Consider the following 24,041-nt stretch of genomic DNA (forward strand, 5'->3'; position numbering starts at 1 on the left):
GGTGCGAAAGTTACTGGCCAGTGCCCCTGCCGCCGCGGCCACGCCCCTTGAACATGCCGGTGGCACCCTTCATCGCCCGCTGCGCCAGGTCCATGGCCTCGGTCCCCATCTCGGACTGCTTCAGTTTGCGCTGCGCCTTCCGGTCCTCCAGTTCGAGCTGCTGGGTGTGCGCACGCTCCTCGAGTTCCAGCTGGTGTTCCCGGCGCTGCTTGCGCACCCGGGACCGTTCCAGTGCCTCGGGGCTGGGGGTGTGCCAGGACTCCGGGCCGATCTTGATCACGTACAACAGGATGAACACGACCGGGATGATCAGCAGTACCGCCGGGGCATCGAAGACCAGTCCGGCTCCGAAGGCGCCGATCGTCGCCAGCCCCATGATCCCCGCCCGTGGCCGCGACCCCCGCCTGTGCTGTTCGGCGATCTCGCCGGCCGAGTAGACGGTCAGGTCCGACCCCGGAGCTCCAGCCGCCCCCGCCTGCTGATTCGGCAGGACGGGCAGGTCGGTGAACAGGACGTCCAACTCATCCCGGGTCAGTGCGGCGGCAGCGTCCCTGCACCGTTCGTCGTACTCGGTCAGTGACAGGCGCCCGTCGGCGAAATGGACGGCGAGGATCGACAGCGCGTTGTCGCGCTCGGAATCCCCGATGCGCACTGTGCGGTGGGACGGGTCGGGCCGGCCGGACTGGTCAGGGTCGGGGGACATGTGCCCAGTCTAGAACACCGGTGTGGAACGGGAGGAGTCCTTCACGCCCAGTCGAGCGTGCGGCCCACGGCCTTGTTCCACAGTGCGTAGGCGGCGTCGCGTTCGTCGGCCGAGGCGTCCGGCATGTAGCTGTGCTCTTCCTGCCACAGGGCGCGGATCTCGTCCACCCCCTCGAAGAAGCCCACGGCCAGACCGGCGGCGTAGGCCGCCCCCAACGCCGTGGTCTCCGTGATCCTCGGCACCGTGACCGGTACGCCCAACTGGTCGGCCTGGAACTGCATCAGCAGGGAGTTGACCACCATGCCGCCGTCGGCGCGCAGGTGCGTCAGCGGCACACCGGAGTCAGCGTTCATCGCGTCCACCACCTCGCGGGTCTGGAACGCGGTGGCCTCCAGGGCGGCCCGGGCGATGTGCGCCTTCGTCACGTAGCGCGTGAGCCCGGCGATCACCCCGCGGGCATCCGGCTCCCACCGCGGTGCCAACAGCCCGGAGAACGCCGGGACCACCACACACCCCCCGTTGTCCTCCACACTGCGGGCCAGGGGCTCGATGTCGGACGACGTCCTGAAGAGTCCCAGGTTGTCCCGCAGCCACTGCACCAGCGAGCCGGTGACGGCCACCGAGCCCTCCAGGGCGTACACGGCCGGCTGGTTCCCGATCCGGTAGGCGATGGTGCTGATCAGGCCGTGTTCGGAGGTTTGTGGCTCGGTGCCGGTGTTCATCAGCAGGAAGTTCCCCGTGCCGTAGGTGCACTTCGCCTCGCCCGGCTCCGTGCACGCCTGGCCGAAGGTGGCGGCCTGCTGGTCGCCGAGGATGCCGGCGATGGAGACACCGTTGACCGGGCCGGAGCGCTGCACCCGGCCCAGGACCTCCGAGGAACTCACGATCTCCGGAAGCAGCGACATCGGGATCCCCATCGCCTCGCACAGCTCCGGGTCCCATTTCTGGGTGCGCAGGTCCATGAGCATCGTCCGGGACGCATTGGTCACGTCGGTGACGTGCCGCGCCCGGGAGCGGCGGTTGTTGCCGGACCGCCGGGATTTCCGGGTCAGTTCCCAGATGATCCAGGCGTCCATCGTCCCGAACGCCAGCTCGCCACGCTCGGCACGTTCCCTGACGCCCTCCACGTTGTCGAGGATCCAGCGGATCTTCGGCCCGGCGAAGTACGTGGAGACCGGGAGGCCGGTGCGCCCGCGGAACATCTCGCCGTGCTCGGCCTCGAGCTGTTCGCAGTACTCACCGGTCCGGGTGTCCTGCCAGACAATGGCGTTGTAGACCGGCTTCCCGGTCGTGCGGTCCCAGATGACGGTCGTCTCGCGCTGGTTCGTGATCCCCAGTCCGGCGATGTCCTCGGTGCCGATGTCCGACTGGGCGACCACGTCCCCGATCACCCGTCGGGCGTTGAGCCGGATCTCCTCCGGATCGTGCTCGACCCAGCCCGGCTGCGGGAAGATCTGCCGGTGCTCCAGCTGGCTGACGTCCACGATGGAGCCGACCGCGTCGAAGACGATCGCACGGGTGGACGTGGTCCCCTGGTCCAGCGACAGGACGTAGCCCCGCTTCCCGTTGCGGGAGTGGCTGGGCCGGCCGGGACGGAAGAGGTTGCTCAGCCTGTCGACCATAGCGCGTGCGCCTTTCGGGGTTACTGGATCTTCAGCAGCGGCTGGGACTTCGTCACACCGTCGCCGGCGGTGACGGTGAGTTCGCAGACCGTTCCGGGCTTGTGGGCCTTCACGGAGTTCTCCATCTTCATCGCCTCGATGACGAGCAGCGGATCACCCTCGGCGACCTCTGCACCGTCCTCCACCATCACGGTGACCACGGTGCCCTGCATCGGGGAGACGGCGGTGTCACCGGAGACCTTGACCTCGCGGCGTCCGGAGGACCTGCGGGTCCTGCGGCGTGCCGGGTTGTCCGTGCCGACGAGATCCCCGGGGACGGACACCTCCACGCGGCGTCCGTCGACCTCGACGGCGATGCGGCGCGGCGGGACGGCCGCAGGATCCCCGGCGTCGTCGGCGTCAGCGTCCCTGTGGGGCGCGAGCCGGTTGTCCCACTCGTCCTCGATCCAGCGGGTGTAGACCTGCAGCGAATCGCCGGTGAACGCCGGATCGTCCAGCACGGCACGGTGGAACGGGATTACCGTCGGCAGCCCCTCCACAACGAACTCGTCGAGAGCGCGGCGGGCCCTGGCCAGCGCCTGGTCCCGGTCCTCGCCGGTGACGATGAGCTTGGCCAGCATCGAATCGAACTGGCCGCCGATGACCATGCCCTGCTCCGCACCGGAATCGACCCGCACACCCGGGCCCGAGGGCTCACGGTAGGCGGTCAGGGTGCCCTGGTGCGGCATGAAGTTGGCGCTGGCGTCCTCCCCGTTGATGCGGAACTCGATGGCGTGCCCGCGCAGCTCCGGATCGCAGGTGCGGGACAGTTCGCGGCCTTCGGCGATGCGGAACTGCTCGCGGACCAGGTCCCAGCCGGCGACCTCCTCGGACACCGGGTGCTCGACCTGCAGGCGGGTGTTGACCTCCAGGAAGGAGATCAGGCCGTCCGACCCGACGAGGAACTCCACCGTGCCGGCACCGTGGTAGCCGGCCTCGCGCAGGATCGCCTTCGACGACTCGCGCAGGCGTGCGTCCTGCTCCTCGGTGAGGAAGGGGGCGGGTGCCTCTTCCGCCACCTTCTGGAAGCGGCGCTGCAGGGAGCAGTCACGGGTCGAGACCACCACGTAGTTGCCGTGGACGTCGGCGACGACCTGGCACTCCACGTGCCGGGCGCGGTCGAGGTAGCGCTCCACGAAGCACTCGCCGCGGCCGAAGGCCTTCTCCGCCTCACGGGTCGCGGACTCGAAGAGCTCCGGGATCTCCCCGATGGTGTGCGCGACCTTCATGCCGCGTCCCCCGCCGCCGAATGCGGCCTTCACCGCGACGGGCAGGCCGTGCTGCTCCGCGAAATCGGTGATCTCCCGGGAGTCGCGGACCGGATCCCTGGAGCCCGGCACCATCGGCGCGTTGACCTTCTCGGCGTAGGCGCGTGCGGTGACCTTGTCGCCGAGTTCACGGATGGCGTCCGGGGGAGGCCCGATCCAGGTCAGCCCGGCATCCTCGACTGCCTGGGCGAAGTCGGCGTTCTCGGAGAGGAACCCGTAGCCGGGGTGGACGGCGTCGGCGCCGGAGCGCTCCGCGGCATCGAGGATCTTGCCGATGTCCAGGTAGGAGTCCGCGGAGGTGGCACCGCCGAGGGCGAAGGCCTCGTCGGCCATCCGGACGAAGGAGGCGTCGGCGTCGGGTTCGGCGTACACCGCGACGGAGGCGATGCCCTCGTCACGGGCGGCCCGGATGACCCGGACGGCGATCTCGCCACGGTTGGCGATCAGCACCTTCGACAACTTCCGGAACTCTACCGGCACGTTCTCTCCTCACACTTGCCTACACAGACGACTCACGGACGCCACAACAAAACGATGACGTTACTATTCAGTCCGACACTCTCCAACACGAACAATCGCGCTGCAACCGCGGCCCGTTTCAGGGACGGTTCACGCACCGGTCGCGATGGGCATACGGATCATGTTGCCCCATTCCAGCCAGGAACCGTCGTAGGCCCGCACATTCTCCCACCCGAGAAGGTGGTGCAGGACGAACCACAGGTGCGCGGCGCGCTCCCCGGCGTGGCAGTACGGGACGGTGGTCGAGGACGCCTCGAGCCCGCCGAAGGTCTCCTCCAGCTCCCCGCGGCCACGGAAGCGGTGGTTCGGGTGCACTGCGGCACGCTGCGGGATGTTGATCGCCCCGGGGATGTGGCCGGAACGGCTGGCGGCGCCGGTGTTCCTGACGCCGATGAAGTCCTCCGCGTCGCGCATGTCGATCAGCTGGAGTCCGCTCCCGTGGTTGGCACGGATCTCGTCGACGAAGATCCGGTGGCTGGTGTCGTCCCGCTCGATCTCCGGGTACCCGGTCGTGGGGGCGGGGGGAGCGTCGTAGGACGTCTCCCTCTCGTCCTGCATCCAGGCGTCCCGCCCGCCGTCGAGCAGCCGGACGTCCGGGTGCCCGAAGAGCTCGAGGACCCACAGTGTGTAGGCGGCCCACAGGTTCGAGTCGTCCCCGTAGACCACCACGGTGTCGTCCCGGGTGATGCCCTTGGAGTCCATGAGTGCGGCGAACGCCGCGCCGTCGACGAAATCGCGGGTGACCGGATCACCGAGGTCCTCGTGCAGGTCGATGCGGATGGCGGTGGGGAGGTGTCCGATGTTGTAGAGGATGGGGTCGGAGTCCGACTCCACCACCTTCAGCCCGGGGCCACCCAGTTTCGCGCCCAGCCAGGAACTCGTCACGAGTTTCTCCGGATGGGCGTACTGGTGCAGCTGCGGGTTGGGGTCAAGTTCGATTCCCACGTGGGGCACCGCCTTTCATGTCGTCACGTGCATTCTAACCGTCCCAGGCCGCTGATTCGTGATCGACGGGGAATCCAGGGGCAAAGTGTGGCTTCCTTCACGTTCGAACAGGTGGGGCGGGCTACCGGTTCCAGAAGTCGGAGACCGCGAGCCCCGCGTCGTAGAGCGCCCCCCGGACGACCGGCAGGGACAGTCCGATCACACTCGACGGGTCCCCCTCGATCCGGTCGATGAACCAGCCACCCAACGCCTCCAGGGTGAAGGCACCCGCGCAGGCCAGCGGCTCGCCGGTCCCCGCGTAGGCGGCGATGTCACGGTCGGAGGCGTCCGCGAAGTGCACGACGGTCTCGCTGGCGCCCGTCGTGACCGGGGAGAACGGCCCGGGGGAACGTCCGGCTGCGGTGGGGCCCGACGTGGCGTGGACGAAAGCGTGCCCGGTGATCAGGGTGGCTGATTTCCCGCGCTGCCGCCGCCAGCGGTCAATCGTGCGCTCGACCGTGTGCGGCTTGCCCTGCAGCTCACCGTCCAGCAGCAGCATGGAGTCACCGGCGATGACCACACTGCCGTCCGGGATGGAGTCGGCGAACTGGTCGATGACCGCGCGGGCCTTCGCTGCCGCCAGATGGGTCACGACCTCGGTCGCTGACGGGTTGCTGAGTTCGGCCACCGCGGCGTCCTCGTCCACGCCCGGGACCAGGACCAGCGGTTCCACCCCGGCGGTACGCAGGATGGACAGCCGCGACGGGGAGGACGACGCCAGGACGATGCGTGGGGTGTCCGGCTCAGCCACGGAAACCGGTGGGGTTGAACCGGACGCCGGACAGCTGTTCACGGGGGGTTCCCCACATCCCGCGGGAGGTGGTGCGGGCGTCGATGCGGTTGCGCTCCCGGGCGTCCACCCCGCGGGCGGCGGCCGATGCCGCGGCCTCGGCGACCAGGGTGGACAGGGCCTCGCCGATGGCCCGGGTCTCGGCCTCGTCGGGTGAGCCCTTGACGACGGTGAAGGGGACGGTCATGGGGATCTCCTCTACAGCGGTTGCTGCGGTCAGAGTGGCAGGTTGCCGTGCTTGCGGGCGGGTGAATCGACGACCTTGCGCTCCAGCAGGCCCAGGCCGTCGATGAGCTGTGCCCGGGTGTGCGACGGTGTGATCACGGCGTCGACGTACCCGCGCTCGGCGGCGGCGTAGGGGTTGACCAGGGTCCGCTCGATCTCCTCGGTGAGCTCGGCGGTCAGGGCGGCCACGTCCTTCTTGCGGCGCTTGGCCTTGGCCAGGGCATCGGCGTGGACGGCGGCGACGGTGTTCTCCGCGTCCGCGTTGGAGATCTGGGCGCTCGGCCAGGCGAAGACCAGGTCGGCGCCGATGTTCTTCGATCCCAGTGCGATGTAGGACGTCCCGTACGCCTTGCGGGTGACCACCGTGAGGATGCCCACGGTCGCCTCGGCGGCGGCGTAGATCAGCGCGGAGGAGCGGCGGAGCAGGCCCCCGCGCTCCTCGGTGGAGCCGGGCAGGAAGCCAGGGGAGTCCACCAGGAAGACCAGCGGGATGTTGAAGGCGTCGCAGGTGCGGATGAACCGGGCGGCCTTCTCGGACGCCGCGGCGTCCAGCGCCCCGGCCAGGACCAAGGGCTGGCTGGCGACCAGGCCGACGGTGCGTCCCGCGATCCGGGCGAAACCGGTCAGGATGTTGCCCGCGTAGTCGGGCTGCAGTTCCAGGAAGGACGCGGGGTCGACGATTCCGGCGAGCACGTCCCGGACGTCGTAGCCGGCGAGCGGGGAATCGGGGACCAGCGTGTCGAGGGGGGCGGTGTCGGCATCGGCGTCGGCGGGACCTGACGGGGCCACCGAGCGGTTGTTCGACGGCAGGTGCCCCAGCACGGTCTGCACGAACTCCAGTGCGGACCGGTCGTCGGCGGCGGTGTGGTGCGAGGTGCCCGTGACCGACGCATGCACCGCGGCGGAGCCCAGGTCATCGGCGGTGACCTCCTCGCCCACGACGCGTCCGGTGATCTCCGGGTCCGTCAGGTACAGCGAGGACGCCCCCTCCACCATGACCACCAGATCCGCCAGGGCGGGCTGGTGCGCCTCCGTGCCCGCGGTCGGGCCGGCGACGACGGAGATCTGCGGCACCACCCCGGAGAGCTGTGCGCGCAGCCGGTAGAGCCGGGCCGACATACCGAGCGAGACCACGCCCTCCTTCACACGTGCGCCGGTGGAGTCGTGCACCCCGACCAGCGGCACGCCGGAGCGCAGTGCCAGCTCCATGACCTTGATCAGCTTCTCGGCGTGGACCTCGCCGACGGCACCGTCGAACACGGTCCCGTCCTGCGAGAACACGCACACCTGGCGCCCGTCGACCGTGCCGTAGCCGGTGACCACGCCGTCGGAGACGGGCCGTGAACGCTCCATGGTGAAGGAGGTCGAGCGGTGGCGGGCCAGGGCGTCGATCTCCACGAAGGAGCCGTCGTCGAGCAGGTGCTCCACCCGCTCGCGGGCGGTGAGCCGTCCTGCCTCGTGAACGGCCTCGACGGCGGCCCCTCCGACGGGTGCGGCGGTCTCCGCCAGTCGGCTCCGGAGGTCCTCGAGCTTGCCCGCTGTGGTGGACATGTCGGCCTGCTGCGGCGCAGAGGTGGGTGAAGTCATGGCCTACAGTGTAGAAGCACATACCGGTCCTGTGGCTATTCTGGTGGCCATGGACGACACTTCCGCCCCGCACCCGTCACGGTCCCCGATGGACGCGGACCGCATCCGCGCACGTCTGGAGGGTGTTCCCGTGGGTGATCTGGTCTGCACCGGGACGACCGGATCGACGAACACCGACCTTGCCGGGACCTACCGGGACAGCGGAGGTGCTGCCCCGGCCGACAGGACGGTCCGGTTCGCCGAGGAGCAGGTGACCGCCCGCGGACGTCTGGGGCGGCCGTGGTCGGCGCCGTCGGGGGCGCAGGTGATCTTCAGTGCGCTGCTGCGTCCGGACGCGTCGCAGGTGACCCCGGAACGCTTCGGGGAACTGCCGTTGTTCGTCGGCGTGGCGATCGCCGAGGCCGCCCGCGGGTTCGGCGTCGATGCCGTGCTGAAATGGCCGAACGACGTTGTGGTGCTGGACACGGACGCGCCGCACGGATACCGCAAACTCGCCGGGATCCTGGTGGAGGCGGCCAGCGTCGACCCGCCCGCGATCATCGCGGGGGTGGGACTGAACACCTCGCTCACCACGGAGGAGTTCGCCGACGCCGGGCTGGACGCCGCGACCTCGATGATCCTGCAGGGCGCTCCCATTTCCGACACCCACGGCCGGGAGGCCCTGGCCGCCGCCGAGATCAGGCAGCTGCTCGCCGTCGACGCGGCATGGCGCTCCGGCGGCGACGCGCTCGCGGACCTGCACCGGCGATACCGTGGACTTTCCTGCACCCTGGGGACCCGGGTCCGCGCCGAACTCCCGGGCGGGTCCACCGTCACCGGCACCGCCGTGGACCTGGGTGACCACGGCGAACTGGTCATCGAGGTCGCCGGTACCGGGGAGCGCCGCACCGTGACCGCCGGCGACGTCGTCCACCTCCGGCCGGCCGGGGCGTAGGGACCATGCCGAAGATCCGTTTCGCCCGTGACGAGGAGGTCCTCGCCGAACTCAGCCCGTCCCGCCGTTCCACCCTGTACCCCGTCCTGGAGTTCGTGGTGATCACCGGCATCGTGTGGCTGGGGATCGGCCTGGTCGACGCCTACTTGGCGGACCTCGCCACCCGGTGGCAGGGCTTCGTCCCCCCGAACATCGCCGAGGTCCCGGACCTGGTCGGCTCCGAGGACTCGGGGACCGCCACCGCCGCGGTGTGGGGACGCCGCCTGCTGCTGGTGGTCTGGGTGTGGCTGAGCTGGCGCCGGTGTGTGCGGCACCTGCTGTTCCGCAGCCGCAGCCGGATGATCCTCACCGACCGCCGTCTGGTTACCGCCACCGGGCACATGCGCAGCCAGGTCGGCGAGGTGCCCATGGCTCAGGTCGTCGACGTCCGGCACAAGGGCTCGGACGTGGCGGTCTACCTGCGCGGCGGTGGCCGCCCGCTGGTGCTGCGGGACGTCCCCTACGCCAAGAGGTTCACCAGGCTGGTGCGGTCCCGGATCCCGGTCCACCTGCCCGGACCGCTGTACTGAACCGCTATACTGGACCACCGTGACTGACGCCCAGAACAGCCCCGAGAACAGCCCACGCCCCGACCGTTCACTGGCCCGGCCGGAGGCGCATTCCCCGGACATGCCGCTGGTCACCGTGATCGGCGACGGTCAACTGGCCCGGATGATGCAGCAGGCCGGCATCGAGCTCGGCCTGACAGTCCGGCTGCTCGCCGGCTCGGGGGCCGCGTCCGCCGCGCAGGCCACCGCTGACGTGTGGCTGGGTGAGTACACCGACGAGGACGTGGTCCGGGAGATCTCCCGGGACGCCGACGCGGTCACCTTCGACCACGAGCACGTCCCGAACGCCTACCTCGAGGACCTCATCGGCTCCGGGGTGAATGTGCATCCGCAGCCCTCCGCACTGATCAATGCGCAGGACAAACTGGTCATGCGCAAGCGGATGCGGGAGATCGGTGCGCCGGTCCCGCCGTTCCTGGCCATCGAATCGGTGGAGGACGCAGTGGGGTTCTGGGACGCCACCTCCGGGGCGGTGTGCCTGAAGGCCCGCCGCGGTGGCTACGACGGGAAGGGCGTCTGGTTCCCTGGGTCGCGGGACGGGACCGAATCCCTGGTCGCCGAACTGCTGGGGCAGGGCGTGCCGCTGATGGCGGAGAAGAAGGTGCAGCTGGTTCGTGAGCTCTCGGCCATGGTCGCCCGGACCCCGTCCGGGGATATCGCGTCCTGGCCCGTCGTGGAGTCAGTGCAGGAACGCGGCATCTGCTACCTGGCGGTCGCACCGGCACCGGTGGCCTCCGCGGGGCAGGCCCGAGTCGTGGAGCAGGCCCACGGGCTGGCCCGCCAGGTCGCCTCCGACCTGGGAGTGACCGGCGTGCTGGCGGTGGAGCTCTTCGAGACCGTGGATGAGGCGGGGCAGCCGGAGATCATCGTCAACGAACTGGCGATGCGCCCGCACAACACCGGCCACTGGACACAGGACGGTTGCGTGACCAGCCAGTTCGAGCAGCACCTGCGGGCTGTCCTGGACCGTCCGCTCGGCTCGACGGCGCCGCTGTCGGCGACGACGGTGATGGCGAATGTGCTGGGCGATGATCACGCTGACCCGTCGGTGCCGATGTGTGACCGGATGGACGAGGTGTGGCGCCGGTTCCCCACGGCGAAGATCCACCTGTACGGCAAGGACTGGCGCCCGCGGCGCAAGATCGGGCACGTGAACATGTCCCTTCCGTTGGGGGTGGAGCCGACGCCGGGGAACGTCGAGGCCTTGCGGCGGGACGCGGGCCTGGCGTCCGACTTCCTCGTGACCGCCACCTGGACGGACCGGTAGGCGTCGTCCTCGTGGAACTGATCGGGATTGCGGCATCCAGTGACGGTTTCACCGTGCTGAAACCATCCCTGGATGCCAATCTCCTCAGCCACTGTGTTCGCGGCTCCCGCTGAGAGCATGGGTGGGGCGGGTAATGTCAGGGACGACGTGAGCGACGTGAAAGACCAAGAGCGAGGATGACAGTAGTGACTGGATCGACATCTCCGACCCCCGAGACCTCCCCGACTTCTCCCGGGCAGCCACCGACCCCGCTGGTGGGCATCGTGATGGGGTCGGATTCCGACTGGGCGACCGTGGAGCCCGCGGCGACCGTCCTCGCCGAGTTCGGCGTCCCAATGGAGATCGGCGTGGTCTCCGCCCACCGCACCCCGGAGCGGATGCTGGACTACGCCCGCGCCGCCCACACCACCGGGGTGAAGGTCATCATCGCCTGCGCGGGCGGGGCTGCGCACCTCCCGGGCATGGTTGCCGCGGCCACCCCGCTGCCGGTCATCGGCATCCCCCGGGCGCTGAAGAACCTGGATGGCCTGGACTCGCTGCTGTCGATCGTGCAGATGCCCGCCGGGGTGCCGACCGCCACCGTGTCCATCGACGGCGCGAAGAACGCCGGGCTGCTGGCGGTCCGCACTCTGGCCGTGGCGGACCCCCGGCTGATGGAGGCGATGGTCGCCTACCAGGAGAACATGCGTGACGAGGTCCTGGAGAAGGACCGCAGGCTCAAGCAGCAGCTCATGGGGGAGTAGCTGCACCGATGACGGGTCTGTTGTTCGCCACACTGCTGGTGATCGCCGCGGCGGGGGTCACCGCATGGAGTGTGAAGACCCGTTCCCGCTGGGCGGGGAACGGTCTGCTGGTGCTCCTGGTCGCCGAATTGCTGTGGGCCTGGTTGCTGGTCGCCGCCCACGGCGGGGGGTTCGCCGTGTCGATGTGGGTGGCCTGGGCGGTCGCGCAGGTCCTGGTCGCCGGGGTCGGCTACCTGGTGGCCCGCTGGATGGGGGACGCACTGCCGGGGGCCGACGGCCGTGGCTGGTTCCACCTGAGCACCGTTGTCGCCGCAGCGATGATGCTCACACTGGGGGCCGGCGCGGCCCTGCTGATGGTCGAGTCCTGGCGCCGGTGGGGTACGGGGGTCAATGACACCCTGATCATCCTGACGTTCGCCGGTCTCGTGGGCGTGGTGGCCTGGTGCGGGGCGGTGGTGTCGATGCTGATGTTCCTGCGGGACGTGCGCCGCGGCCGTCTCCGGCAGCCCCCGGAACCGCCGGAACGGGTCGATGCCGTGGTGGTCCTCGGCGCGGGACTCGTCGGTGACGGGGTCAGCGACCTGCTGGCGTGCCGGTGTGACCGCGGTGCGGCGGCCTGGCGGAGGCTGGAGGGGCAGGGGCGCCGCGTCCCGCTGATCGTCACGGGTGGGCGGGGCGCGGACGAGCCCTGCCCGGAGGCCGAGGCGATGCGCCGCTACTACGCGCGCCGGGGGTTCCCGCGGGACGTGGTGCTCGAGGAGCCGGACGCCACGGACACCACCGAGAACCTGCATTTCAGCCTGGAGCTTCTGGAGGAACGTGGGGTCCGTGACCCGGTGATCGTGGTGTGCACCTCGGACTTCCACGTACTGCGCACCGAACGGATCGCGGGGATGCTGCAGGTGGAGCGCGGCGGGAACGGCCGCCCGTTCACCGCGGTGGTGCTGGGGGCGCCGACGCCGAAGCCGGTGATCCCTGCGTCCTACCTGCGTGAGTACGTGGCTCTGACGCTGCACCGGGTGCTGGGCCGTGCATGAGGTGCCCGCGGGTGGGGCCGGTGGCGCACGGCCGCTAGCGGTCGGCGGGACCGTCCCCCTCGGCGGGGCGACCGTTGAAGGAGAGCGTTGTCGGTGAGGCGGAGCTCCCCGCACCCCTGGTGTCCTCGGCATGCCACCGCGCGAGCAGGGTGAAGGGCACCCAGTCGTCGTACCCGCAACCTGCCCGGTAACTGCGCTCGTCGATGCGCGGTGCGCGGCGGCCCTTGTCCGCGTCGTACCCGTCCATCGTGAGTGTCGGCATCCGGTCCGTGCGCAGGTCCTCCAGGACCCTCTGGTAGTCGGCGACGGTGTCGGCGAAGCGGTCCATGAAGTCGGGCGCTCCGAGGGCGGTGGCGAGTGCTTCCGTCTGCTCCTCCACCGCGCGCAACCGGTCCTGCAGCCCCTCGTCCGTGGTGAAGCGACGGGACGCGGCGAGGTCGCCAGCCAGGTGGGCGAGTTCACTGCGCCGGACGTCGTGGTCCCCCTGCTCCATGGCGGCCAGGAGCCCGATGCTGTTCTGTGCGGCATCCATCCGGGCGACGTCCAGCAGAAGGACAGTGACGGTCCCGGCGTTGCGCCGGAACTCCCTGTCCGGTGAGCCGGAGGTCAGGCCGGTGGCGGTCAACCTGCCGCCGACCTGCCGGAAGGATTCCCTGCACTCCTCCCAGCGGTCGAGCAGACCGGCATCGGCGAGGTGTGAGGTCAGTGACCGTGCGGTGGCATCCACGTCATCGACGCGTCCGGACAGCCTGCGGTGCTCCTCGGACGCCAGCTCGAACTGTTCGCGGGCCGCATTCGCCACCTTCCTCCGTCCCCGCAGGAAAGCGACCCCGAGCAGCAGGACGAGCGCCACGGCGGCGGCGATGACCAGGGCGACCGGGACAGGCGAGTTCTGCATTGGGGTGATCATACCTGCACTGGTCAGTCGTACCTGCGCCACTGGCGCCAGACCAGCCACGTGACCAGAAGCAGGCCGGCCAGCAGCAGGGACGGCCAGACCTCCGGGTCATCGCGGAAGACATTCCACACAGCCTGGATCAGGGCCAGGACCACGAAGAAACCCAGGAACCCCAGGATGGACTCCAGCACCGTCCTGCGGCGCCGGGTCTCGGAGTGGTCGGGGGTCTGCCTCCGGGTCACTTCACTCCACCTGCGGTGAGTCCGGAGACGATCCGGCGCTGGAAGAGCAGCACCATGATCACCAGCGGAATGGTGACCAGTGCTCCGGCGGCCATCGTCGCCGCGTAGGGGTACTGGTAGGCACTCGCCCCGGAGAACCGTGCGATCGCCACGGTGACCGGCTCCGTGTCAGTGGTGGAGAGCTGGTTGGCCAGCATGAACTCGTTCCAGGTGGCGATGAACGCCAGGATCGCGGTGGTGAACAAGGCCGGTGCGGCCAGTGGCAGGATCACCTTGCGGAACGCCAGACCGCGGGACGCGCCGTCCACCCGCGCGGCCTCCTCCAGCTTCCACGGCAGTTCCCGGAAGAACGAGGTCAGCGTGTAGACGGTCAGCGGGAGGACGAAGGAGATGTTCGGGATGATCATCGCCTGGTACGTCCCGATCCAGCCGATGTCGCTGAATAGCTGGAACAGGGGGGTGACCAGGGCGATGCCGGGGAACATCGACGCCGCCAGGATGATGCCGGTCACGAAGCCCTTGCCGCGGAAATCCACCCGGGCCAGGGCGTAGGCGGTGAACACGCCGACGACCAGCGCGATCGCCGTGGTTGCCGTGCCGATGATCAGGCTGTTGCCGATCGCCTTCAGGAAGTTGTTGCCCGCGTCCGTGGCCATGGCCTCCCGGAAGTTCTCCAGGGTCAGGTGGCTGGGGAAGGGATTGGTGGAGAAGGTGTGCGCCTTGTCGCGGAACGCGGTGACGACCATCCAGTAGAACGGGGCGAGGGCCCACACCAGGATGATGATCACGGCGGCGTAGTTGCTGATGTAGCTGCGGATGCTGGTTTTCATCGGGTGGCCTCCCCGTCATCGGCGCCACCGGTCGTGCCCGCACCGGTGTTGCCTGCGGGTGGGGAAGCAGCGTCCGGTGCCCCGCCGCCGGGTTTCAGCCCGCGCAAGCGCGTCCACAGGCCCTTCCTCCGCCCCTTCGGCATGTTCTGCGTCCCGGCCACGTCCGCACCCAGGTACTTGATCATGATGAACGCGATGGCGAACACCAGCAGGAAGATCAGGGTGGACACCGCCGAGGCCGAGTTGTAGTTGCCGGAGCGGGTGTCGGCGATCACCAACTGGCTGATCACGGCGGTCGGGGCGTTCGTCGACTCGCTGATCATGATCACCGGCAGGTCGTACATGCGCAGCGCGTCGAGCGTGCGGAACAGGATCGCGACCATCAACGCCGGCTTGATCAGCGGCAGGGTGATTCGGGTGAACTGCTGCCACTTCGAGGCACCGTCGACCTTCGAGGCCTCGTACACCCCGCCCGGCACCATCTGCAGGCCGGCGAGGATCAGCAGCGCCATGAACGGTGCGGTCTTCCACACGTCGGCGATGATCACCGCGAACCGTGCCGCCCACGGATCCGTGGTCCAGGAGACGTCCAGGCCGAACAGGGAGTTGATGATGCCGTCGGGGGCGAAGATGAACTGCCACAGCTTCGCCGTCACCGCGGTGGGGATCGCCCAGGGGATCAGGACGGCGGCGCGCAGCAGGCTGCGTCCCCAGAAGCTCTTCGACATCGTCACGGCCATCCACAGGCCCAGGATGGTCTCCAGGGAGACGGTGACCACCACGAAGAACAGGGTGACCCACACCGCGGGCCAGAAGTCGGTGGACAGCTGGCCGGGCGCACAGGTCGTGGCCTCCCCGGAGGCGCCCATGCAGCGGTTGGTCAACCAGTACAGGTAGTGGTCCAGCCCGGCGAAGCCGCCGTCGACGAAGGTGCCTGTCTCGGGGTCCAGGCCGCGGTCGGACTGGAAGGACAGGTAGACCGCCCGCAGGATCGGGTAGCCGATGACGACCGCGAGCAGCGCCAGGCTCGGACCCACGAGCCAGATGGCGCGGAAGTCGCGTTTCTTCTTCTTCGGGGAGGGCGGGGTCCGTGTGGGCGCCGGGGCAGGGGTCGCTGTAGTCACAAGGGGAACCTTATCGGTGATGCAGGACGCCCGACAGCCCGAATGCGGGGGCTGGCGGGCGTGTGCGCTGGTGCTGCGGGCGTGGACCGGCTGCTTAGCTGTTCACGTTCTCGATTGCGGCGGCCATGTCGTCGGTGGCGTCCTCGACGCTCTTGCCACCGGTGATGGCGGCGTAGGCGTTGTCCTGGACGGCCTTCGACAGTTCGTCGTAGAACGGGGAGGCCGGGCGCGGCTCGGCGTTCTCCAGGGACTCCTTCAGGGCCGGGAGGTAGGGGAACTCGTCGATCAGGGACTCGTCGTCGTAGATCGAGGCGAGCACCGGCGGGAAGGACGCCTCGGCGAAGGAGGTCTGGTTCTCCTCGTTGATGATGAACTGGATGAAGTCCAGCGCGGTGGCCTGGTTCTCCGAGTTCGCGTTGATGGCGTTGTTGTAGCCGCCGAGGGTGGACACGCCCACCCCGTCCTTGCCGACCAGCGGCTGGACCTCGACGTCACCGGCGATGGCGGAGCCCTCGGCTTCGGCCTCGGTGTACATGTACGGCCAGTTGATGGCCATGGCGGACTGTCCCTGGGTGAACGCCAGGTTGGTCTCCTCCTCGGTCGCGCCGGTGGAGGACGGGGCAAGGGTGCCGTCCTCGTAGCCGTCGACCATCGCCTGCAGGCCCTCACGGGACTCGTCGGAGGTCACGGTGACCTCCCCGTTCTCGTCGAGGATGCCGCCGCCCCAGCCGTCCATGAAGGCGGCGGTGGAGGCTGTAAGGCCCTCGTACTGCTTGAGCTGGGTGTTCAGGCACTCGTTGTCGTCGGCGGTGACGTCCTCGCAGGTGGAGACGACGTCGTCCCAGGTCTGCGCCTCGTCCGGGGCCATCTCGGTGTTGCGGTAGAGCAGCTGCCCGTTGGTGTTCTGGGGCAGGGCGTAGAGGGTGTCGTTGTAGGTCGCGGACTCCACGGGGGCGTCCAGGAGTGCGGAGGTGTCGACCTCCAGATCGTCCTGCAGCGGGGCGATCCATTCGTTGGCGGCGAACTGGGCGGTCCACACGACGTCCATGGCCATCACGTCGATGTCGCCGGAACCGGCCTGCAGGGACTGGACGAGGGTGTCACGCTGGGCGTCGGCCTCCCCGGCGAGCTCCTGGAGGGAGACTTCCTCGTCCGGGTTCTCCTCGTTCCACCTGTCGATGATGGGGCGCAGCTTGTCGGTGTCGTTCTTGCCCATCGCGAAAGTGATGGGGCCACGACCTTCGGCGTTCCCGCCGCCACCGCCACCGCCGTCGTCGTCGGAGCCGCAGGATGCGAGTCCCGCTCCGAGGCCGATGGCGGCGAGCGACGCCAGGATCTTCTTTGGGAGGGAGGCCATGGCCGTACCTTTCTTCTTCGGTTGTGAATGTCCTTCGCACAAGTGTAGTAACCCGGCCCCCGTTCCGGGGGCATTTGGGGGTGTCAGTCGAGGCGGTTTCCGGAAGCGGCGTCGAAGAAGTGTACCCGGGCCGTGGGGGACAGGGTGAAGGACACGGTCCCCCCGACCCCCGGCAGGTTCGCCGGGTCGTCCTGCGTCCGGGCGGTGACCTGCCCCGCAGCGGTCTCCGCGTAGACATTGGCGTCCGACCCCAGCTCCTCGACGAGGGAGACCGTACCGGTCAGTCCGGGCGCTCCCGATGTGCTTCCGGTCTGGTCGGCGGCGGTGGCCAGCAGGTGCTCTGGGCGTACCCCCACCAGCAGCGCGCCTGTGGCACCCGCCGGGCGGTCCACCCCCAGACCGGGGAGGGTGCCGGAGTCTGCGGGCATCTCCAGCAGGTTCATCGCCGGGGAGCCGATGAATCCGGCGACGAAGGAGTTGACCGGGTTGTTGTACAGCTCCTGGGGGGTGTCGACCTGCTGCAGTTCCCCGCTCTCCAGGACGGCGACACGGTCGCCCATGGTCATCGCCTCCACCTGGTCGTGCGTCACGTACACGGTGGTGACCCCCAGGTCGTGCTGCAGCTTCACGATCTGCGCGCGGGTCTGCACGCGCAGCTTCGCGTCCAGGTTCGACAGCGGCTCGTCCATCAGGAATACCTGCGGCTCGCGCACGATCGCACGTCCCATGGCCACGCGCTGGCGCTGGCCACCGGAGAGGTCCTTCGGCTTGCGGTCCAGGTAGTCCCCCAGGTCGAGCAGCTCGGCGGCGCGCTGCACCCGGTCCTCGATCTCCGCCTTGGGACGTTTGGCGATCGACAGGGCGAAGCCCATGTTCTCCCGCACGGACATATGCGGGTAGAGGGCGTAGTCCTGGAACACCATCGCAATGTCGCGGTCGCCGGGCTCGACCCCGGTGACGTCGCGTCCGGAGATGGAGATGCTCCCGGCGCTGGTCGGTTCGAGGCCGGCCAGCGAGCGCAGGATGGTGGACTTGCCGCAGCCGGACGGCCCGACGAGCACGAGGAACTCACCGTCACCGATGGTGAGGTTCAGGTCCGGGACGGTGGGGGACGTGGCACCGGGGTAGCGGATGTCCACGTGTGAGAAGACGACGTCAGCCATGGTGGGGAATCATACCGCAGGACGATCCTGCACAGGTGGGTCTTCCGTAGGATTGGCGCCTGTGAAGACGGTCAACACTGCGAACGTGTCCCCCCAGGCCCAGCCGGGGCCGTTCTGGCGCGACCGCGGGTTCTGGCTGCAGCTGGTGATCCAGGTCGCGGTGTTCTTCATGTTCGGTGTCGGCGACGCCGGCAACGCCAGCCGGAACGGGGCGTCAGCGGTGCTGTGGTTCCTCCTGGTTGGCGGGTACGCCCTGGTGTTCGCCGGCCTGGTCGTGCAGCGGTGGTGGACGGAACGGGGTTTGGTGATGGTCGCCGCTGGGCTGGTGGCGGCCGCGGCCAGCATGTCCGGCATCTATATCCTGGCCTACCTGGTGGTCTGCTACGAAGCCTGGTACATCTCCGCCTACGTCCGGCGGCGTCGCGGAATGTGGCTCGCCGCGCTGCTGGTCGGTTCCGTGGTGTCGGTGGTGGCGCTCATCGTCCTCCCTGTCATGGACACCGGGTGGTCACCGCGCGTGGATCCCACGCAGTACGCGGTGGACTGGAACCAGGTATTCAGCATGGTCCCGGTGTTTCTCCTGGTTGCTGTGCTGTCGATCGGTCTGTTCTGGCAACTGGGCCTGACCACGCGCCGCCAGCAGGAGCGGATGGAGACCCTGGCCACCCGCGTGGAACTCGCCGCGTCCGCCGAGCGCACCCGCATCGCCCGCGAGATGCACGACATTGTCGCGCACTCGCTCACCGCCGTCATCGCGCAGGCGGACGGCGGCCGCTACGCGGGGCGCCACGACCCGGGCAAGGCCATCGAGGCGCTCGACACGATCAGCATGACCGGCCGTGACGCCCTGTCCCAGATGCGCCAGCTGCTCAGCGTCCTGCGGGAGGGGGGTACTGACCCCTCCCGGGGGACCGGGGCACCGCCCGGGGTGGGCGGCGTGCCGGAACTGGTGGAGGATGCCCGGCGCTCAGGCCTGGTCGTGGACTACCGGGTGCTCGGCGAACCGGTGGTCGTGGACGTGGCGACGGGGCTGACGGTGTTCCGAACCGTCCAGGAGTGCCTGACGAACATCCTGAAGCACGCCGGGCCCACCCAGGCGCGGCTGCTGCTGGACTGGAACGTTCCCGGAAAGCTGCGGATCAGCGTGGACAACGCCCCCGGTCACGGCCTGGTGGAAAGTTCGGGCGACGAGGCCGGGCGCGGTCAGGGCCTGGTGGGGCTGCAGGAACGTGCCCGGATACTCGGTGGCACGGCAGAATGGGGACCATCGCCGACCTTCGTCGGCGGATGGCAGGTTGATGTGACACTGGAGGTCGGATGACGGGCACAACGGAACCGGACGGGGCGCGGGTGACGACGATCGGCCTGGCCGATGACCAGCAGCTCGTCCGCGCCGGATTCGCGATGGTGCTGGATTCGCAGTCCGACCTGTCGGTGGTGTGGCAGGCGGAGGACGGTACGGAGGCGATCCGGTTGGCCGTTGATGAACCGGTGGACATGATCCTGATGGACGTGCAGATGCCGGGGATGGACGGTATAGCCGCCACCCGGGAGATCGTCAGCGAGGGTCTGGTGGGGCCTGCCGGGGAGACGACCCGGGTGGTGGTGCTGACCACGTTCGACAACGACGAGTACGTGATGAACTCCATTGCCGCCGGCGCCAGTGGTTTCCTGCTGAAGGACGCCGACCCGGAGGAACTCATCGCCGCCGTGCGGACGGTGGGGGAGTCGGAGGCGGTCATCTCCCCGAAGGCCACGGCGCGGTTGCTACGCCAGGTGCGCGGGGATATCGGAGGGGACGCGGGATCTGCGGGGGACGGTGCGGAGGCGGTCCCGTCAAGCGCCGACGGTTCTCCGGGTGGTCTCCCGGACGATCTCCCGGACGGCGGTGACCTCGGCCTGGTCGACCCTCTGACACCGCGGGAGATGGAGATCCTGGTGCTGGTCGCCAGGGGCTACTCGAACCCGGAGATCGCCCGGCAGTTGTTCGTGTCCCTGCCGACGGTGAAGACGCACGTCGGGAGGATCCTCGCGAAGACGGATTCCCGTGACCGGGTCCACGTCGTGCTGTTCGCGTTCAGTCACGGGCTGGTGGATCCGTCCCGCATGCTCGACGAGTAGGCGTGGAAGAGCCCCGTCCCGGGGGAAGGTCAGTGACCGGGGCGGGGCCTGTCGTCGGGGGGCCGGGGCTAGATGAAGATGCCGGCGATGGCTCCGACGAGTCCGGCGATGCCCCCTGCGACGAGGGTGACGATGGCGGACAGGAAGGTGGCGACGATTCCGATCATGAAGGATCCTTTCGGTGGAAATAAATGTTTACAAGGAAAACTGTACTGCGCTTCATTGCAGGTGAGCAAGGAGAAATGCAACGGGGGTATACCGCCGGGGGTATGTACCCGCGAGGGTATACGGCGGTACCGCCGTCATACCGGGGGATGACACGCCGGGGACGCGCACAATCAGCCCGTGGAACGATGTGCTGACCTGCATTGCCGGGCAGTATCGGTAACCATGATTACTGTTGAGAGTCTGTCGAAGAGGTACGGCAAGCAGTTGGCCGTTGATGATCTGTCGTTTACTGTCCCTGATGCTGCGGTGACTGGTTTCCTGGGTCCGAATGGGTCGGGGAAGTCGACGACGATGCGGTGTGTGCTGGGGTTGGATCAGCCGTCGGCCGGGTCGGCGGTGTTTGATGGTCGGCCGTTCGCGACGGTCGCGGAGAAGCCGGCGGTGGTGGGTGCGTTGTTGGAGGCGACGTGGTTCACTCCGGGGCGTAGTGGGCGCAGTCATCTGCGGGTGTTGGCGCAGGGGGCGGGTATCTCTGATGCGCGGGTCGATGAGTGCCTGGAGATTGTGGGGTTGACGGCGGCGGGTAGGAAGCGGGTTGGTGGGTATTCGTTGGGGATGAAGCAGCGGTTGGGTTTGGCGGGGGCGCTTCTGGGTGATCCGAAGCATTTGATTCTGGATGAGCCGGTCAATGGTCTGGATCCGGAGGGGGTCAGTTGGATGCGGACGACGATTCGGGCGTTGGCGTCGCAGGGTCGGGCGGTGTTGGTGTCGTCGCATTTGTTGTCGGAGATGCAGTTGACGGCGGATCGGTTGGTGGTCATTGGTCGGGGTCGGATGATCGGTGAGTATTCGATGGATGAGTTCCTCGCGGGTGGGTCGCGTGTGCTCGTCGAAACCCCCGACGCCGCAACGCTGGACACCCTCTCCCAGTCCCTCCGCGGTGCGGGCTTCGAGACGAGTACGGCGGACGCGTCCTCCGCGGAACTCACCGTCGCCATCCCGGACGGCACCGTGGAAGCTGACGTCCGGCGTGCCGTCGCCGAGATCGCGCTGACCGCGGGTGTCCCGGTCACCGGACTGAAGGCCGAGCACGACAACCTTGAGTCCCGCTTCCTGGCTGCCACGTCCGGCGCCCAGGAGTACCGCACCGGTGATGCCACCGGAGACACCCCCGCCGTCAACACCGCCGGAAGGAACTAGGCACATGAACCCCCTGATCAATTCCCTGCGCTCGGAGACCACGAAGCTGCTGAGCATGCGCTCCACGATCGTCTACGCGGTCCTGTTGGCCGGCTCCCTGTTCGGCCCGGTCACCCTGGTGATGTGGTTCTCCAATGAATCGAACCCGGTCGCCTCCTGGTCGACCCTGTCCAGCGGCGCGATGATCTTCCAGCTCATCGCCATCGTCTTCGCCGCGGCGACCACCGCGGGCGACATCCGCAACCACATGCACGCCCAGGCCTTCCTGACACAGAACAACCGCTCGCTGTGGGTCGTGTCGAAGATCATCGTCACCTCGGTGTTCTCGCTGGTGCTGTACCTGGTGGGTACCGGACTGGCGATGATCGCCGCCATGATCTTCGGCGGCGGGGTGGACCTGGGCGCCGAGGCCGCCCAGTTCACCGTGAACCTGTTCTGCTCCGTCATCTTCGCAGCCCTCAGCGTGGGCCTGGCGTGCGTGGTCCGCAGCCAGGTCGGTGCGGTGGCCCTGCCGATCGCCTGGCTGATGGTCATCGACGGAATGATCGGTGCGGCTGCGCAGTCCTATGATTTCGTCCGCCCGCTCGCGGCGATCGCCCCCGGTCAACGTCAGCAGCAGCTGATCTTCGGGGAGGACTACCTGGGGCTGGGGATCAGTTCCGCACTGTGTGTGGTCATCATCCTCGGCTGGTTCGTTGCCCTGACAGCAGCGGGTCTCTGGCGCAACCGGCGGGCTGACGTCAAGTAGCCTGGGCGACCATGGACATCACCATCGGGGACACCGGACGCACACTAACCCTGCCCGACCACTGGGAGACGCTCGACACCCTCCCCGGCGACGCCCCGGGCACCGTCGCCTTCGGTTTCCGTGACCTGCAGAGCTACGCCGCGGTCACCCTCGGGCCGTTGGACGGCCAGATGATGCCCGTCGACCGGGACGCCGTGATCGAGGGGATCCGTCCGGCGCTCGCCGAGGCGGGGGCCGAGCTGATCGAGGTCGACGCGGGGGAAACCCCCGGCGGGGACCTCCTCGTCTACACCATCGTCAAGACCCCGCCACCGGAGTCCGTGCCGGGGGACGACGGGGATGCGGAGGAACTCGGCGACGGGCCGCAGTACAACCTCACGCTCAACCTCGCCGTCGACAACGGTGAGTACCTCGAGCCCTTCCTGGTCCAGGGGTTCTTCGCCGGCTTCGGCGATGACCAGCACGACCGCGACGAGGTGCGCCTCATGGCCGAGCGGGTCATCACCGCGGCGTAGGGCTCACCTCGCTACACCACGGTGCCGCGCTCAGTGTCGGCCAGGTGGGCGAGCCGCTCGGAGGAACCGTCGGTGCTCACCACCACGGAACCCCCGGTGAACAGGGGAAGCAGTGTGGTGACCAGGCCGTCCGTGTCAGCCCAGGCCCCAGTCACCGCCCGGACGCCACTGCCCACAGATTCCGCCGCACGCTCCGTCAACTGCTCACCGGTGACCCCGGCGCCCGAGCGGTCCAGCAGCAGGACGGCGTCCCCACCGGTCTCCGGCCCGGCGTAGCGGTCACCCTGGACACGCAGTTCCGGTGACAGGTCGACCACGCCGAAGGGCACCTCACCACCGGCCTCTGCGACACCGCGTCCGAAGGGGTCCGTGGACAGCTGCAGTACCTCCCCGTCGAAGTCGGGGTGCGCGTCCGGATCCGTGGTGAGTAGGGCGGCGGCATCCCCGAACGACGGGGACGACGGCGAGCAGACCGCGACCCCGGCACGCCAGCAGCCCAGTACCAGCGCCGCAGGCATCCAGTCCGCCGGGGCGTCCACAGCGACGACGTCCCCGGGTCCCAGCCCCAGTTCCCCGGCGACCAGGTTGCCGCCCTTCGATGCCCAGTTGGACACCGTCGCGGCGGACAGTTCCATGCGTCCGGCATCGGTGTAGGTGGTCAGGCGGGGGGAGGCGGCGTCGGACGCCAGAAAGGGGGCCATGAGATCCATGGCGACCACCCTATCCGGTCGTCCGGGAGGTCAACCGACCACCTTGTCCGGGTCGCCCAGGCCCGGGCCCAGGGCGACGAGCACGATGAACACCAGGACCGCGACCCCGATGGCGACCAGCCACGCCATCTGCCACCGCCTCGACAGCGTGGGCCGCGTGGCGAACCAGCAGGCGGCCCACGCACCCAGTACCGCACCGGCGGTGTTGCAGATCAGGTCGGTGACATCGGTGCGGCCCAACGAGAACACGTACTGGGTGGCCTCGATCGCCAGGCTGAGGGCCGCGGCCACGCCGACCGTCCAGAGCACACGGCGGGTCAGGATCATCAGCAGGACGCCCACCGGGACGAACATCGCGATGTTTCCCAGGATGTCGAAGACCCACCCGAAGGTGGTGGAGGAGTCCGTGACGATGCCGAAGGGGATCAGCCGGAGTTCGCGGATGCGCTGGTTCTCCGGCTTCCACAGCAGGCCGATCGTGAAGTAGGCCTTGAGCGTGGTCAGGGCGACGACCACACCGGCGTAGCCGACGAGGGTGGCGATGACCCAGCTGCGCCATGCCCCGGGGCTGGTGCGCTCGACCGGGGTGGTGGCCGGGGTCTGTTCCATGCGCACTGATCATAGCGGGCCGTACCGTGG

25 protein-coding genes are annotated in these 24,041 nt (G+C 68.9%); 10 read left to right on the forward strand and 15 right to left on the reverse strand.

The window, feature by feature from the left end; all coding sequences use genetic code 11:
* Nucleotides 1–10: 10 nt before the first annotated feature.
* From ACTIL2_RS05190 to ACTIL2_RS05220, 7 genes are all read right to left on the reverse strand, one after another.
* Nucleotides 11–703: a DUF1707 SHOCT-like domain-containing protein gene (locus ACTIL2_RS05190; RefSeq protein WP_442336399.1), complete on the reverse strand. Its 693-nt coding sequence runs from the start codon at nucleotides 701–703 to the stop codon at nucleotides 11–13.
* 41 nt (nucleotides 704–744) lie between these two features.
* Nucleotides 745–2,325, reverse strand: a complete 1,581-nt coding sequence (glpK, locus tag ACTIL2_RS05195; RefSeq protein WP_442336400.1) for a glycerol kinase GlpK — start codon at nucleotides 2,323–2,325, stop codon at nucleotides 745–747.
* A gap of 20 nt (nucleotides 2,326–2,345) precedes the next feature.
* Nucleotides 2,346–4,112: an acetyl/propionyl/methylcrotonyl-CoA carboxylase subunit alpha gene (locus ACTIL2_RS05200; protein ID WP_442336401.1), complete on the reverse strand. Its 1,767-nt coding sequence runs from the start codon at nucleotides 4,110–4,112 to the stop codon at nucleotides 2,346–2,348.
* Between the two features lie 129 nt (nucleotides 4,113–4,241).
* The gene (locus tag ACTIL2_RS05205) at nucleotides 4,242–5,096 is read right to left on the reverse strand and encodes a sulfurtransferase (protein WP_442336402.1); all 855 of its coding nucleotides are present in this window, start codon (nucleotides 5,094–5,096) and stop codon (nucleotides 4,242–4,244) included.
* A 121-nt stretch (nucleotides 5,097–5,217) separates the two neighbouring features.
* Nucleotides 5,218–5,886 (reverse strand): Maf family protein, encoded by a 669-nt coding sequence (locus tag ACTIL2_RS05210; RefSeq protein ID WP_442336403.1) that lies wholly within the window; start codon nucleotides 5,884–5,886, stop codon nucleotides 5,218–5,220.
* Nucleotides 5,879–6,112: a hypothetical protein gene (locus ACTIL2_RS05215; protein WP_442336404.1), complete on the reverse strand. Its 234-nt coding sequence runs from the start codon at nucleotides 6,110–6,112 to the stop codon at nucleotides 5,879–5,881. The genes ACTIL2_RS05210 and ACTIL2_RS05215 overlap by 8 nt, the downstream gene beginning before the upstream one ends.
* 29 nt (nucleotides 6,113–6,141) lie before the next feature.
* Nucleotides 6,142–7,737 carry an acyl-CoA carboxylase subunit beta gene (locus ACTIL2_RS05220; RefSeq protein WP_442336405.1) on the reverse strand — a complete coding sequence of 532 codons (1,596 nt, stop codon included), beginning with the start codon at nucleotides 7,735–7,737 and terminating at the stop codon, nucleotides 6,142–6,144.
* Between the two features lie 49 nt (nucleotides 7,738–7,786).
* Here ACTIL2_RS05220 and ACTIL2_RS05225 point away from each other — a divergent pair, with 49 nt between their 5' ends.
* The 5 genes from ACTIL2_RS05225 (at nucleotide 7,787) to ACTIL2_RS05245 (ending at nucleotide 12,326) form a co-directional block, all read left to right on the forward strand.
* On the forward strand, nucleotides 7,787–8,671 hold the full coding sequence (locus ACTIL2_RS05225; protein WP_442336406.1) for a biotin--[acetyl-CoA-carboxylase] ligase: 885 nt from the start codon (nucleotides 7,787–7,789) through the stop codon (nucleotides 8,669–8,671).
* A 5-nt stretch (nucleotides 8,672–8,676) separates the two neighbouring features.
* Nucleotides 8,677–9,240, forward strand: a complete 564-nt coding sequence (locus tag ACTIL2_RS05230) for a hypothetical protein (RefSeq protein WP_442336407.1) — start codon at nucleotides 8,677–8,679, stop codon at nucleotides 9,238–9,240.
* 19 nt (nucleotides 9,241–9,259) lie between these two features.
* Nucleotides 9,260–10,546: a 5-(carboxyamino)imidazole ribonucleotide synthase gene (locus tag ACTIL2_RS05235; RefSeq protein ID WP_442336408.1), complete on the forward strand. Its 1,287-nt coding sequence runs from the start codon at nucleotides 9,260–9,262 to the stop codon at nucleotides 10,544–10,546.
* A gap of 266 nt (nucleotides 10,547–10,812) precedes the next feature.
* Nucleotides 10,813–11,289, forward strand: coding sequence for a 5-(carboxyamino)imidazole ribonucleotide mutase (gene purE / locus ACTIL2_RS05240; protein ID WP_442336438.1), 477 nt, complete (start codon nucleotides 10,813–10,815; stop codon nucleotides 11,287–11,289).
* 8 nt (nucleotides 11,290–11,297) lie between these two features.
* On the forward strand, nucleotides 11,298–12,326 hold the full coding sequence (locus ACTIL2_RS05245) for a YdcF family protein (protein WP_442336409.1): 1,029 nt from the start codon (nucleotides 11,298–11,300) through the stop codon (nucleotides 12,324–12,326).
* A gap of 34 nt (nucleotides 12,327–12,360) precedes the next feature.
* On the opposite strand, the gene ACTIL2_RS05250 is transcribed toward ACTIL2_RS05245, so the two are convergent.
* The 6 genes from ACTIL2_RS05250 to ACTIL2_RS05275 form a co-directional block, all read right to left on the reverse strand.
* Nucleotides 12,361–13,224, reverse strand: coding sequence for a hypothetical protein (locus ACTIL2_RS05250; protein WP_442336410.1), 864 nt, complete (start codon nucleotides 13,222–13,224; stop codon nucleotides 12,361–12,363).
* A 23-nt stretch (nucleotides 13,225–13,247) separates the two neighbouring features.
* Entirely contained in the window at nucleotides 13,248–13,466 is a 219-nt protein-coding gene (locus ACTIL2_RS05255; protein ID WP_442336411.1) for a hypothetical protein, read from the reverse strand.
* Nucleotides 13,463–14,296, reverse strand: a complete 834-nt coding sequence (locus tag ACTIL2_RS05260; protein WP_442336412.1) for a carbohydrate ABC transporter permease — start codon at nucleotides 14,294–14,296, stop codon at nucleotides 13,463–13,465. The genes ACTIL2_RS05255 and ACTIL2_RS05260 overlap by 4 nt, the downstream gene beginning before the upstream one ends.
* The gene (locus tag ACTIL2_RS05265; protein WP_442336439.1) at nucleotides 14,293–15,342 is read right to left on the reverse strand and encodes a carbohydrate ABC transporter permease; all 1,050 of its coding nucleotides are present in this window, start codon (nucleotides 15,340–15,342) and stop codon (nucleotides 14,293–14,295) included. The genes ACTIL2_RS05260 and ACTIL2_RS05265 overlap by 4 nt, the downstream gene beginning before the upstream one ends.
* A gap of 172 nt (nucleotides 15,343–15,514) precedes the next feature.
* Entirely contained in the window at nucleotides 15,515–16,777 is a 1,263-nt protein-coding gene (locus ACTIL2_RS05270; protein ID WP_442336413.1) for an ABC transporter substrate-binding protein, read from the reverse strand.
* Between the two features lie 83 nt (nucleotides 16,778–16,860).
* On the reverse strand, nucleotides 16,861–17,940 hold the full coding sequence (locus tag ACTIL2_RS05275; protein ID WP_442336414.1) for an ABC transporter ATP-binding protein: 1,080 nt from the start codon (nucleotides 17,938–17,940) through the stop codon (nucleotides 16,861–16,863).
* 61 nt (nucleotides 17,941–18,001) lie between these two features.
* Between ACTIL2_RS05275 and ACTIL2_RS05280 the strand changes: the two genes are divergently transcribed.
* The 5 genes from ACTIL2_RS05280 (at nucleotide 18,002) to ACTIL2_RS05300 (ending at nucleotide 22,692) form a co-directional block, all read left to right on the forward strand.
* Nucleotides 18,002–19,261, forward strand: coding sequence for a sensor histidine kinase (locus tag ACTIL2_RS05280; protein ID WP_442336415.1), 1,260 nt, complete (start codon nucleotides 18,002–18,004; stop codon nucleotides 19,259–19,261).
* A gap of 29 nt (nucleotides 19,262–19,290) precedes the next feature.
* Nucleotides 19,291–20,061 carry a response regulator gene (locus tag ACTIL2_RS05285; protein ID WP_442336440.1) on the forward strand — a complete coding sequence of 257 codons (771 nt, stop codon included), beginning with the start codon at nucleotides 19,291–19,293 and terminating at the stop codon, nucleotides 20,059–20,061.
* 390 nt (nucleotides 20,062–20,451) lie between these two features.
* Nucleotides 20,452–21,429, forward strand: coding sequence for an ABC transporter ATP-binding protein (locus ACTIL2_RS05290; protein ID WP_442336441.1), 978 nt, complete (start codon nucleotides 20,452–20,454; stop codon nucleotides 21,427–21,429).
* A gap of 4 nt (nucleotides 21,430–21,433) precedes the next feature.
* Complete coding sequence (locus ACTIL2_RS05295) at nucleotides 21,434–22,177, forward strand: ABC transporter permease (RefSeq protein ID WP_442336416.1); 744 nt, start codon at nucleotides 21,434–21,436, stop codon at nucleotides 22,175–22,177.
* Nucleotides 22,178–22,188: 11 nt separating this feature from the next.
* Nucleotides 22,189–22,692 (forward strand): hypothetical protein, encoded by a 504-nt coding sequence (locus ACTIL2_RS05300; RefSeq protein WP_442336417.1) that lies wholly within the window; start codon nucleotides 22,189–22,191, stop codon nucleotides 22,690–22,692.
* Between the two features lie 11 nt (nucleotides 22,693–22,703).
* Here ACTIL2_RS05300 and ACTIL2_RS05305 read toward each other — a convergent pair whose 3' ends face one another.
* Nucleotides 22,704–23,402, reverse strand: coding sequence for a TIGR03089 family protein (locus ACTIL2_RS05305; RefSeq protein WP_442336418.1), 699 nt, complete (start codon nucleotides 23,400–23,402; stop codon nucleotides 22,704–22,706).
* A 30-nt stretch (nucleotides 23,403–23,432) separates the two neighbouring features.
* On the reverse strand, nucleotides 23,433–24,011 hold the full coding sequence (locus ACTIL2_RS05310) for a VanZ family protein (RefSeq protein ID WP_442336419.1): 579 nt from the start codon (nucleotides 24,009–24,011) through the stop codon (nucleotides 23,433–23,435).
* Nucleotides 24,012–24,041 lie beyond the last annotated feature (30 nt).

Origin of the sequence: Corynebacterium sp., from assembly GCF_052107835.1 — a bacterium.
Taxonomy (GTDB): Bacteria; Actinomycetota; Actinomycetes; order Mycobacteriales; family Mycobacteriaceae; genus Corynebacterium.